Annotated in this window: 11 protein-coding genes; 8 read left to right on the forward strand and 3 right to left on the reverse strand. The window is 58.4% G+C overall.

Annotated elements, in window-relative coordinates:
* Positions 1-73: 73 nt before the first annotated feature.
* Positions 74-1105, reverse strand: a complete 1032-nt coding sequence (locus tag Q0Y21_RS05965; RefSeq protein ID WP_297792586.1) for a histone deacetylase family protein — start codon at positions 1103-1105, stop codon at positions 74-76.
* A 119-nt stretch (positions 1106-1224) separates the two neighbouring features.
* On the opposite strand from Q0Y21_RS05965, the gene Q0Y21_RS05970 reads away from it, so the two are divergent.
* From Q0Y21_RS05970 to Q0Y21_RS06000, 7 genes are all read left to right on the forward strand, one after another.
* A complete protein-coding gene (locus Q0Y21_RS05970) occupies positions 1225-2262 on the forward strand; it encodes a nitronate monooxygenase (RefSeq protein ID WP_297792588.1) in 1038 nt (345 codons plus the stop codon).
* Positions 2259-2834: a YgjV family protein gene (locus Q0Y21_RS05975; RefSeq protein WP_297792590.1), complete on the forward strand. Its 576-nt coding sequence runs from the start codon at positions 2259-2261 to the stop codon at positions 2832-2834. The genes Q0Y21_RS05970 and Q0Y21_RS05975 overlap by 4 nt, the downstream gene beginning before the upstream one ends.
* An 89-nt stretch (positions 2835-2923) precedes the next feature.
* Positions 2924-4162: an RNA polymerase sigma factor gene (locus Q0Y21_RS05980; protein ID WP_297792592.1), complete on the forward strand. Its 1239-nt coding sequence runs from the start codon at positions 2924-2926 to the stop codon at positions 4160-4162.
* Between the two features lie 73 nt (positions 4163-4235).
* Positions 4236-4595 (forward strand): YciI family protein, encoded by a 360-nt coding sequence (locus Q0Y21_RS05985; protein ID WP_297792594.1) that lies wholly within the window; start codon positions 4236-4238, stop codon positions 4593-4595.
* 142 nt (positions 4596-4737) lie between these two features.
* A complete protein-coding gene (locus Q0Y21_RS05990) occupies positions 4738-6264 on the forward strand; it encodes an NAD(P)/FAD-dependent oxidoreductase (RefSeq protein ID WP_297792596.1) in 1527 nt (508 codons plus the stop codon).
* A gap of 105 nt (positions 6265-6369) precedes the next feature.
* A complete protein-coding gene (locus Q0Y21_RS05995; RefSeq protein ID WP_297792598.1) occupies positions 6370-7290 on the forward strand; it encodes a lysophospholipid acyltransferase family protein in 921 nt (306 codons plus the stop codon).
* A 6-nt stretch (positions 7291-7296) separates the two neighbouring features.
* Positions 7297-9006 carry an alpha/beta fold hydrolase gene (locus Q0Y21_RS06000; RefSeq protein ID WP_297792600.1) on the forward strand — a complete coding sequence of 570 codons (1710 nt, stop codon included), beginning with the start codon at positions 7297-7299 and terminating at the stop codon, positions 9004-9006.
* Between the two features lie 4 nt (positions 9007-9010).
* Here Q0Y21_RS06000 and Q0Y21_RS06005 read toward each other — a convergent pair whose 3' ends face one another.
* A complete protein-coding gene (locus tag Q0Y21_RS06005; protein ID WP_297792602.1) occupies positions 9011-10078 on the reverse strand; it encodes a transporter substrate-binding domain-containing protein in 1068 nt (355 codons plus the stop codon).
* A 23-nt stretch (positions 10079-10101) separates the two neighbouring features.
* On the reverse strand, positions 10102-11472 hold the full coding sequence (gene mltF, locus Q0Y21_RS06010) for a membrane-bound lytic murein transglycosylase MltF (protein ID WP_297792604.1): 1371 nt from the start codon (positions 11470-11472) through the stop codon (positions 10102-10104).
* A 141-nt stretch (positions 11473-11613) separates the two neighbouring features.
* Here mltF and Q0Y21_RS06015 point away from each other — a divergent pair, with 141 nt between their 5' ends.
* Positions 11614-12069 carry a DUF302 domain-containing protein gene (locus tag Q0Y21_RS06015; protein WP_297792606.1) on the forward strand — a complete coding sequence of 152 codons (456 nt, stop codon included), beginning with the start codon at positions 11614-11616 and terminating at the stop codon, positions 12067-12069.
* The last annotated feature ends 247 nt before the right edge of the window (positions 12070-12316 follow it).

The following is a 12316-nucleotide window of genomic DNA, read 5'->3' on the forward strand; positions in this document are numbered from 1 at the left end:
TTAATTTGCGGTAAATTTTCAATTGGGGAACAAATAGATACAAATCAGATACGCTAGCAATCTTAACGTGAATTCAGTTTTTACCCTCGAAACCCTGCAGCACATTCACCGCATTCACTCCGATAGCTTCCACGTCGTAGCCGCCTTCCATGGTGAAAACCGTGGGCAGCCCAAGCTTTTCAAGGCGCTTGCCGAGGGTGAGGTAATCATCCGAGGTGAGCTTGAAAAAGGAGATTGGGTCTTCTTCGAAGGTGTCCACGCCCAGGGCGACCACCAGGGCCTTTGGCCGGAAAGCTTCGATGTGCCGGCAGGCGGTTTCCAGGCCCTGGCTCCAGGTGCTGTAAGGGGTATTGGGCGGATAGACAAGGTTCAGGTTATAGCCTTCTCCGTCACCCTTGCCGATCTCGTCCTCAAAGCCGAGGAAGTGGGGAAATACCAGATCCGGGTCGCCGTGCAGGCTAATGGTCAGCACGTCACTGCGATGGTAGAAAATGGCCTGGGTACCGTTGCCGTGATGGAAATCCACATCAAGGATGGCGACTCGCTGGTAGCCCTGATCCCGGAAGGCTTGCGCTGTGATGGCTGCGTTATTGAAAAAACAGTAACCACCGAACAGGTCCGCGTGAGCATGATGACCGGGTGGGCGGCAGAGGGCAAAAGCCGCGCGCTCGCCCCCGGCTACCAGTTTCTGGGCGGTCAGGGCCACATTGGCGGAGGCCCGTGCAGCGTCCCAGGTGCCCTCTGTAATGGAGGTTTCCGCCGCGAAGCTGTAATAGCCCAGGCGACCGTCAATGTCCTTGGGCAGACGATGGCGCATGCCGCGACCGGCCCACACGGCGGGAATGGCTTCGCCGGGTTTGCCGGCGGCGACCCAGTCGTCCCAGCAGGTTTCCAGAAAGGACACGTAATCCGCCGTGTGTACCCTTTTGATGGGCTCAAGGCCAAACTCTTCCGGCTCCAGAACCTCCCCCAGTGCCTGATTCCGGACTCGTGCCAGGATGGTTTCTGCCCGTGAGGGTTTCTCATGGGGTTCGATCAGCAGCCCGCCATCCAGTTCGGTTTTGACAGTACGGCGGGCATGGAGGGGAGAAAACACGGTTTTCATGGTTGGGCAGTTTCCGCGCTAATGAACTCTGGTCACTTTGGCACAAGCAATGCCGTGGCTCAATTTCGGGCATTGTGGCAGTCTGGGAAAGTTTCAGGCAGGGAGAGGGAATAAGGGATATGACACTGCAAACACTTCTGGGTATTGACGTACCCATCATTCAGGCGCCGATGGCGGGAGTTCAGGGCAGTGAGCTGGCGCTGACGGTGTCCAATGCCGGTGGCCTGGGTTCGCTGCCCTGCGCCATGCTGAGTGCCGATGACTTGCGAGCCGAACTGGAAACGCTGGCGGCAGGCACCAACAAACCCTTCAATGTGAACTTTTTCGCCCACCAGCCGCCCGATCCGGACGATGCCCGACAATTAGCCTGGCGGGAAGCCCTGACCCCATATTACCTGGAGTACGGTATCGATCCGGAGAGCGTGCCCGCTGGGGGTGGTCGCACCCCGTTTAACGAAGAAGCTGCCCAACTGGTGGAAACCTATACGCCGGCAGTGGTCAGCTTTCATTTCGGACTACCGGATGACACCTTGCTGAACAGGGTAAAAGCTACCGGTGCCAAGGTCATTTCCACCGCTACCACAGTTGAAGAAGCGGTTTGGCTGGATGAGCGTGGGGTGGATGCGATCATTGCCCAGGGGCTGGAGGCAGGCGGTCACCGGGGGATCTTCCTGACCCGGGACTTGTCCACACAGATGGGTACGTTTGCGCTACTGCCTCAGGTGATCCAGGCGGTCCGCTGCCCGGTCATTGCCGCCGGCGGGATTGCCGATGCGGGGGGCATCCGCGCAGCCATGGATCTCGGGGCCGCCGGTGTCCAGTTGGGCACCGCTTTTCTGTTGTGCCCGGAAGCTACCACGCGTCCGATCCATCGGGAGGCGCTGAAAAGCCCGCAAGCCCGTCACACCGCCCTGACCAATCTCTTCTCCGGCGGTCCTGCCCGGGGCATCATGAACCGTGTGATGCGAGAGCTTGGTCCGATGTCCGGGGTTGCCCCTGAGTTTCCCCTGGCAACATCAGCAATTGCGCCCTTGCGAGCAAAGGCGGAGGCAAATGGCTCCGGTGATTTTTCTCCTTTGTGGTCCGGGCAAAATGCCTCCGGTTGCCGGGAAGTGCCAGCCACCGATCTGGTTCGCCAATTGACTGAGGGACTATGACCGGGCTTGTTGCCGACATGTCCCTGGCCGTCGTATTGGGGCAGATCTGCGGCCTGATTGCCCTGGGCTTCTGCATCGCCGGGTTTGCCAACAAGAATGACGACCGGCTGATGGTGCTGCTGATTTCTGCCAACGTCGCGTTTGCCCTGATGTTTGCGTTTTTCGAAAGCTGGACGGCGGCGGCGCTGACGGTGCTGGTGATTCTGCGGATAGCGCTGGCGCGAAAGTTCCAGGGCAGCTGGCGGATCATGGCGGTGATGCTGGCTGTCAATCTGGTGGTGGCGGTTGTTACCTGGCGGGTGCCGACGGATGTTTTTCCACTGACGGCCGCCGTTCTGGGCACAGTGGGTATGTTCATGTTGCGGGGCATACCACTGCGGATTGTGCTCGGGCTGGCGGCACTGTCATGGATGCTTAATAACATCGTGATTGGCTCGGTGGGTGGCACCCTGGCCGAAGGCATGGTGCTGGTAACCAACATCATTACAATTATTCGCCTTTACCGCCTTAAGAAAAAGTATCCGGATGTCATAGAGCCGCTGCTGGGTGGTGAGTCAGATCGTCGTCCGTAATGTCGATTTAATGAATCCGCGCACGACAGTCTGCCCAAAGATGTACCACACTATTCGATAGTTTTATCGTCAGCTATTGGATCAATGAGATGGATACTCTGGATCTGGAAACGGTTTACCGTCAGCACTCAAGGCAGGTGCTGGCGACACTGATCCGTTTGTTGGGGGAGTTCGATCTGGCAGAGGAGGCGTTGCAGGACGCGTTTGCAGCCGCCGCCCAGCAATGGCCGGAACAGGGAGTGCCGGATAATCCTCTGGCCTGGTTGATTCGCTGTGGCCAGAACCGGGGCATTGACCAGATCCGGCGACGACAGACCGTGCGCTTCCACGCCGACGAGCTGGCCCGGACCCTGGAGGAATCCGACACCCCGGACCTGGCGGAATCCTCCCTGCAGGACGACCAGTTACGGTTAATTTTCACCTGTTGTCACCCCGCGCTGGCGGTGGACGCGCAACTGGCGCTGACGCTGCGGGAAGTGTGCGGACTCACCACGGAGCAGGTGGCGCGGGCCTTACTGCAGAAACCCACCACGCTGGCCCAGAAAATTGTCCGCGCCAAGCGCAAGATCCGTGAGGCGGGCATTCCCTACGAAGTCCCCGATGACAAACACCTTGCTGAGCGCCTCGGAGCAGTACTCCACGTCGTCTACCTGATGTTCAACGAAGGCTACGCCCGTACCGACGGTGAGGGGTTGATCGACGCCAGCCTGACTGCCGAAGCCATTCGCCTTGCGGAACTGCTTGCAACGTTGCTGCCGAACGGTGAGGTATTCGGTTTGCTGGCCCTGATGGGGCTACAGGATGCCCGCAAGGCGGCCAGGGTAGATGAACAGGGCGAACTGGTGACCCTGGAAGAGCAGGACCGGACCCTGTGGGACAGGGACGAAATCCGCCTGGGCAAGAGCTGGCTTATGCGGGCACTGGGGCAGGCACCGGCCGGCCCGTACACACTTCAGGCTGCGATTGCCGCCGCCCACGCCGATGCCCCGAGTTTTGAGGAGACGGACTGGCACGACATCGTGGGTCTCTATGATTTGCTCTACCAACGCTCACCGACACCGGTCATTGCACTGAACCGGGCCGTGGCGGTGGCGATGGTGGAGGGACCGCAAGCTGGCGTGGCGCTGTTGGAGGGGCTGTCTTCCGACAAAGCCATCCAGAACTATCACCTGTTTCATGCCGCCCTGGCCGATCTGCACCGACGCGCCGGGCATCAGGAACGAGCCCGTGTTGCCTATGAACGTGCACTGTCATTGGCGAGCCAGGCCCAGGAAAAGCGTTTTCTCCAGAAGCGGTTATTCCAGCTGGATGGGGGCGGCTGCCAATAAAAAGTGCCGTTCGGTGTCGAAATCATCGACCGGTGGACGACTAGGGCACGGGACATGACAAAGGAGATCACCCATGAAATACGTGGCATTGGTTTACTACCGGGAACAGATCATCAATGACATGACCGAACAGCAGTGGCATGACCTGAATCAGGAATGCATCCGTTGTGTGGAGAATCTGGCGGACAAGGGCAAGTTCCTTGCTGGACAGGCGCTCCAGCCGGTGGACAGTGCCACCACCCTGAGAGTCAGGGATGGCGAGGTTCTGATGTCGGATGGTCCCTTTGCTGAAACCAAAGAGCAGCTGGCGGGTTTCTATCTGTTGGAAGCCCGGGATCTCAATGAAGCGTTGCAGCTGGCGAGCCATATACCGCCGGCACGCCTGGGCAGTATTGAAGTTCGGCCGGTGCGGGATCTGCCGCCCAAGGATTGACTGGCCCGCTGAACACTCGGCAACCGGGAGATTGGCCAATTCACCGGTTGCCGGAAATCGCTAACGTTGGATCATGGTTGGCCCGACCCCATAGTTTACGGAAGAGGGCCAGGAAGATTTTATCAGGAGCGAGACCGCTACCATGAGCCAACAACATTTTGATGTACTGATTATCGGCGCCGGCGTTTCCGGCATTGGTATGGCATGCCACCTCAAGCGCGAATGCCCGGGTAAGTCGTTCGCTATCCTGGAGCGTCGGCAATCCCTCGGTGGTACCTGGGACCTGTTCCGCTATCCGGGCATCCGCTCCGACTCCGACATGTTCACCTTCGGCTACAACTTCCGCCCGTGGACGGGCGGCAAGGTACTGGCGGATGGCGCCTCCATCAAGAATTACGTCAAGGAGACGGCCGAGGAAAACGGCGTCGACAAGCATATTCAGTATGGCCTGGCGGTCAAAACCGCAGACTGGTCCAGTGCCGACGAGTGCTGGACCGTGACCGCCGAGCGCGAAGAGAGTGGCGAGACCGAAACGCTTACTGCCAGTTTCCTGGTGGGTTGTACCGGTTATTACAACTACGACAAGGGTTACAAACCCGACTTCCCAGGCGAGGAGGATTTCAAGGGGCAGGTGGTTCATCCTCAGCACTGGCCCGAGAACCTGGACTATGCCGGCAAGAAAGTCGTGGTGATTGGCAGTGGCGCGACCGCCATTACCCTGGTGCCGACCATGGCGGAGAAGGCGGCGCACGTCACTATGCTGCAGCGTTCGCCGACTTACCTGATGCCGTTGCCGTCAACGGACAAGGTCACCCTGGGCCTGCAGAAAGTACTGCCGGCCAAGCTTGCCTACAAGATTACCCGCGCCCGCAATATCTCCATTGCACGCCTGTTGTACGAGCGTTCACGCAAGAGCCCGAAGGCCATGCGCCGGCTGTTCCTGAGCATCATCAAACAGCAGGTCAATGGCAAGGCGGATATGCGCCACTTCACCCCGGACTACAACCCGTGGGATCAGCGCCTGTGTGTGGTCAAGGATGGCGATCTGTTCAAATCGCTGAAGTCGGGCAAGGCCTCCATTGCCACCGATCACATTGAGCGTTTCACCGAAACCGGCATCCGCCTGAAATCCGGCGAAGAGCTTGAAGCCGACATCATCATTCCGGCCACGGGCCTGGACATTCAGATGCTGGGTGGTATTGAGCCGGCGGTGGACGGCGAGCCAGTGGTGATGAAGGACAAGATCATCTACAAGAACGTACTGGTGGAAGGTGTGCCCAACGCCGCCATGATCTTTGGCTACACCAACATCTCCTGGACCCTGAAGGCGGACATTGCCAGCGAATACCTGTGCCGCCTGATCAACCACATGGACAAGAAGGGCAGTCGCGTGGTGGTTCCGCGGGATACCGAGAACAGCCTGGGTGAAGATACCATTCTGGGGGCACTCAGTTCCGGCTACATCAAGCGTGCAGAGGACCGCTTGCCGAAGCAGGGTACTCATGGCCCGTGGAAGGGGTCACAGAATTATCTGGAGGACGTGAAGATTCTGCGTTTCGAGCCCATTGAGGACGGTTACCTGGAGTTCGATGGCAAGCGTTCCCGTGAGGCGGCAGAGGGTTCTGCCGGGTTCCTCAAGCCGCTGCGTTCGGCGCTGTTCGGCTCATAAAGGCCCACCGGGCCTGCGGGCCCGGTTACTTAATGCATCTATTAGTGCGTGCGAGAATGTGTCAGTCTCTCTGGCCCTATTTCTTGCAGTAAAGGCTCATGATGTATGTCGAAAGCGGCCAAGAAGCAGCGCAGTCCATTATGGCATCCGGTTTTCTGGCCCTCCTGGCTGATGGTCTTCACGCTGTACCTGTTGTCGCTCCTGCCAATGTCGGCCAAACAGCGTGTTGGCCGTCGGCTGGGGTGTTTCCTGGAGCGCAAACTGAAATCCCGCTCCAGGGTGGCACACACCAACCTCGCCGCCTGCCTGCCCGAGTTGGCTGAAAATGACCGGGAACAATTGGTGCAGGATAACTTTATCGCCTGTACCCGAGGCTTCCTGGAAAGTACCCACGCCTGGTGGCGGGATATGTCCGGCTACTACGACACGACCGAAATGGTCGGGTTGGAGTATTTGGAGGAAGCGAAGGCAAAAAATCGAGGTGTGCTGCTGATTGGTGCTCACTACAGCATCTTTGATTTTGCGCTGCCGTTGATTGCCTGCAAACTGGACAAGCCGGGGTATATGTACCGCCCCAACAACAACCCTGTCATCGATCGTATGATCGAAAAAGGCCGGCGCCGTCACTTCAATATTCGCCCGTTTTCCAAGCGCCAGTTGCCGCGGATGATGAATTTCCTGAAGGAGGGCGGCCAGGTGTGGTTTGCCTGTGACCAGGATTTCGGCGGCAAGACCGAGCTGTTTGTTCCATTCTTTGGTGTGGATGCCGGTTGTATCACCTCCCCGAGTTATATCGCACGGGAATCCGGTGCCGCTGTAATCTGTGTCAGTCACTTGCGACTGGCCGACGGCCGTTACCGCGTGGAGTTTTCACCCATTCAGGAGAATTTCGGGCAGGATAAAACCCGCGATGCCAAAACCTGGAACCACTTTATAGAGTCTACAATCAGAGAGTTCCCGGATCAGTACCTCTGGTTACATAAACGGTTCAAGAGCCGTCCAGAGGGTGCCGCGAGGATTTATTAGAGAGCCATGTCTTCACAGCCGTTTACCACATCAGAACTGGCCCTGCTCGTTTACCAGGCCGCACAGGACCGGGAACGCTGGCCGGAGTTGGTCAGTGCCCTGAAGGAAACCGCCAATCCGTTTGACGAGGACCCGATCTATCAGAACCACGATGCCCGTGGCCGGATCATGGATGAGTTGTTACCCCATATCAGTCAGGCACTGGTAATGGAGCAGGCGATGCGCGAGGGCGAGGCGGCCCAGGACCTGCTGGGGCAGACCCTGGAAATGCTACCGGTAGGCATTGCTTTGGTGGATGACAGCCTCAATATCCTGACTATGAATCGCCAGGCGGACATCAGTCTGCGGGAGAGCGGCATTCTTGGTAATCACGGTGGCCGGGTTCGCATTAACAACCGCGAGCACCACCGCACTTTGCATCAGTTCATCCAGCAATCGTTGCAGGCGGGTACCAGTCATACGCTGATGCTTAACGACCATGGTGCAGCACGCTCGGTATCGCTGATGGTGTGTCCGGCGGATGTAGTGCGGGAGACGGATCAACAGAATGCTGCGGCTGTTACGCTGTTCATTTCCAACCCTGATATCAACAATCTGGTGAATGAAAGCACCGTGGCTGAACTCTATGGATTGAGTGAGGCGGAGGCATCCCTCACGCGGCACCTGATTGAGGGGCTGTCGATGAGTGAAATGGCGGAACACCGTAGCGTGTCCGAACATACGGTGCGCACCCAGTTCAAGTCGATTTTCCGCAAGACGGACACCAACCGCCAGGCGGAACTGGTGTCTCTGATCCTGTCGGGGCTTGCCCCAATCGGCAACAGCCTCCCGGAACTCGCCGAGCGCACCGGTACCGGCTCGCAAGAGGATGAATCCGGGACATGTAGTTTCGTGACATCCGACGGACGATCATTGTCCTACTGCCAGTATGGCGAGCCTGGTGGACGCCCGATTATCTTTTTCCACAGTGTGCGAGGGTCGCGGCTGGAAGTGCCCGGTTCCCTGGAAGTCCTTCACCGCCTGAACTTGCGGCTGATCGTGCCGGATCGACCGGGATATGGCCGATCCGATGCCCTGGAAGATCGCACACCCCAGCATCTGGCTGAGGACGTGGCCGCCCTGGCAGATCATCTGGCGCTGGACCGTTTCATACTGTTGGGATATTCGCTGGGCGGTTTTCTGGCCTTGCACTGCGCCGCTCACCTGGGGGAGCGTGTTGAACGACTGGGACTGGTGTCCGCACTGGCTCCGCCCCAGACCGATCCGCAAGGACGTCCGCTGAAGGGGATGTTTCGCCTGGCCGTGACGTTGGCGGACAAGGCACCATCGTTGGCGGAGAAAATCCTTAACCAGATGGCCAGGAGTATCCTGAGGAATCCAAACAAGCACCTGGGGTCGGATGCCGACCGGCGCCTGCTGGAAAACCCGGAAACCCGGGACCAGTATGTGCGGGCCATGGCGGAATCCTGCAGTCGCGGCTCCGGCGGATTCGTTGAGGATCTGAAGGCGGTGGCCCGCACGCCGGATCTGTCACCAGATCAGCTGAACTTGCCCGTCTATCTCTGGCATGGCCACCTGGATGGCCAGGTAGACGTGCAGCAGGCCATTCGCCTCGACGAATGGCTCACCAACAGCGAACTGACCCTGTTACCCGACGGCGGCCACTTCTTCATTTACGAGCGCTGGGAAAAAATCCTGGAAACGTTCGTCCGCTGAGATTCTATTTTCGGCCCAGGTAACGCCGAAGGGTATCCTGCCAACTTGCGGCTTCGGTGACCGCCAGCATTTGTTCCGACACCTGTCCCCGTATCTTGCTGCCGGATGGCAGCGCAAAGCCATAAAGCTGCTGCTGGAAAATGTCCGGGAGAAGCGTCAGTCTCTTTTTGCCCAGTTGCTGATTGCGATACTGCAGCAGGGCCCGGTCATAAACCACAGCGTCGGTTTCACCGTTGGCGACCGATAGCATGGCCGTTGTCAGGTCAGGATACTGCTGGTGTCTTATACGTTCATCACGCAGGTAGTCTTCGCTGGCCGTACCGGCAATCGTTGCGACATTGGCACTGACCAGGTCTTCCGGTCCCTGTATCTGATGCTGGAGGTTGCTGACTGTCAGTGACGACGTAATGGCAGCGGTGAAGCTCGCCACCATAATCAGCCCGGCGAACATCCACGCCAGGGCGATTGCGCGCCCGGCAAAGGAAACCGGCGCCTTGTCGCCGTAGCCAACTGTGGTCATGGTCACTGCGGCCCACCAGAAACTGGCGCCGATACCCTTGATCGCATCGCCACCGAACTGCTCCGGATTGCGCTTTCGCTCGAACAGCCACAAGACAAAGCCCACCCCCAGCAACAGGGCGCCCAGCGCGATAATGACGCTGACGAACTGCCAGCTCAGTAAAGCGCGCAGGCTTGCCCATAACCCCTGCTCGGGGGCTGGCGGTACCGCGATCGACAGGCCCGTCTGGAAGAACGGGTGGGTAAAGTCGAATTTAGCCTCCCGTTCGGCGGTCATGGTCAGGGCGCCAATGGCTACATCAATGTCGCCACTCTCCACTTTGGCGAGCATCTCCTTGAAGGAGAGTGGAACCAGTGTGTAGTCACGGCCTATACCGTCCGCCACCTGGCGCCACAGCTCAACACTGATGCCTTCCCATTCACCGGTTTCTGCCTCGACCACGAACGGTGGGACCGGGGTCAGCCCCACTTTTAGCGGTTCTGTTTGTGCTGGAAGTTGGTTGGCGGTCAACAACAGCACAACGAGGGCAAAAAGACGATTCCACGTTTTCATCACACTCTCCATTCGATCGCGAGTTATTCGAACTGCGAGCTGATGACATCGCGGTAGTTACGGATTCTTTGCACGTAGTGGACAGGCTCATAACCCCGGGCATAGCCGTAACGGGTTTGTGGGTAATAACGCTTGTCCGCTTTCAGGGGCAGCACCTCTTTCATGTCGTCCCAGGAGTCGGGATTCTTGCCCAGGTCCCGCGCCAGTTGACGGGCATCCAGCAGATGGCCGCGGCCGATGTTGTAGCTGGCCAGGGCCAGGAAGGTGCGGTCAGGCTCGGGAATGGTATCCGGCAACCGGCGGTGACGATCGGCCAGGTAACGGGCACCGCCGTCAATGGCAGCTACCGGATCGAGACGGTCGGTGACGCCCAGGGATTGCGCCGTGTTCTGGGTCAGCATCATGATGCCGCGAACCCCGGTCGGAGACACCGCAGCCGGATCCCAGTGAGACTCCTGGTACGATAACGCGGCCAGCAGATCAGCCGGCATGCCGGTGGTGGCTTCCGCTTCAGCGAAGTGGTTGGCAAACTTCGGGAGCCGTTCTTCCAGGCGGCGGTTCAACGCTCTCAGATCGACAAAATCAAACTCGCCAATGTAGGCGTAGTAGCGGTTTTCCATGTAACCGATGGCTTCATCGCCGGCAGTACTGTTCATCCATTCACGGGCGCTGCCTGCCAGGTCCTCGGCACCGGCTGGAAGGTACCAACCCAGATTTTTGCCGGCGGTCAGGTTCATCGCTACTTCAAGGTGAGGGAAGTGGCGGCGCATAACCTGGACGATGTTGGAATCGGCCACGGTGCAGTCGAGGGATCGCTCTGCCACGGCGGCGAGCAATATTTCCGTGGTGCGGCTGTCATCCTCTTCGAACTTGATGCCCTCATGTTCCGTTGCCAGGCCGTTCAGCGTTTCCACATAGCTTGAATCTGCCGTTACCGTTATGCCCACCTCAGCGATGGTTTCCGGCTTGCGGGGCAGTGGGCGCATCTCCCGGTGACACACCAGCTGTTCGGTAATTTCGGTGTGGGCAGGGCCCTGGGTGAAGCGCTCTGTTCTCGAGGGCAGGTGTGTCAGGCCAGCGGCGGCAAGATGAGTGGCGCCGGATTCCAGCGCTTTGAGCACCTCAGCGGTGGAATCATGCATGGTCCATTGCACCTGCCAGCCTTTGCTCTCGGCAAAGCGGGTGATCAGACTGTGCTCCGGGCCGATGGGATTTTCGTGGCGATCCAGATAATAGGTGGTAGAGCCATTGCGGGTGGCGACTTCAAGCACACCGGTTTCTTCCGGTGGTGCCAGCTGTTTCGCCGGCTTTACACTGTCGCTGTCGGTCTGACCACAGCCTGCGAGGGTGGTAAGGATGCAGGCTGACAAAGCGTATTTCAGAGTTGGATTCATCGAAGGCCTCTTTATTGTGCATTGTTCGTCGTGTTACGAATCCTTAACCAGACTGTATCACTCTGATTTCCTTGAGACGGGCAATCTGTGGCTAGCTAACCTATGCTTGGTCCATGTTTGGCCTGATTAGAGGGGACGAAGATGCGTTTGTTACTCGGACGAGTGTTTGCTCTGGTATTGCTGGGCTTTTCCCTGTCGGTACAGGCAGCCGACGGCATGGTGACGGTCAAAAGCGAGCACGGAGTAGAAGCAACAGCAGACAGGCTGGAGGCGGTGCTGAAGGACAAGGGCATGACGGTCATGGCCCGCATTAACCACCAGCAGGGTGCAGAGAAGGCGGGGCTTGAACTACCGCCCACGGAAGTGGTGATATTCGGCAACCCCAAAGTCGGTACCCCGCTGATGCAGTGTGCCCGGAGCGTGGCGATTGATCTGCCACAGAAGGCACTGATCTGGGAAGATAGCGATGGCGACACCTGGCTGGGCTACAACGACCCGGAATACCTGAAATCCCGTCACGGTATTGAAGGCTGTGATGCAGTCATCGAAAAAGTGAAGGCCGCGTTGGCGGGCTTTGCCAAAGCGGCCACCGAATAACGAATGCTTGATTACCCCGGGGAATAAAGCCTGCTAATGAAAAGCATCTATGGCTATTTCCCGGGCGCTCTGTTACCGTGCCTGCATCCTGCCTCTAAGGATTTCCGCAGTTTCCGGCCTTGTGCCGCTTTGCGACCCATCCGATACGACCTTTCAGAGGACGTCACCCCGTTAACGGCGCGTGACTGTAGTCGTCTTTTATTCCATGAATTTTCATGGCATCTGCCCGCATTCGCCGAGAAACGGT

This window comes from uncultured Marinobacter sp. (assembly GCF_947259545.1).
GTDB lineage: Bacteria > Pseudomonadota > Gammaproteobacteria > Pseudomonadales > Oleiphilaceae > Marinobacter.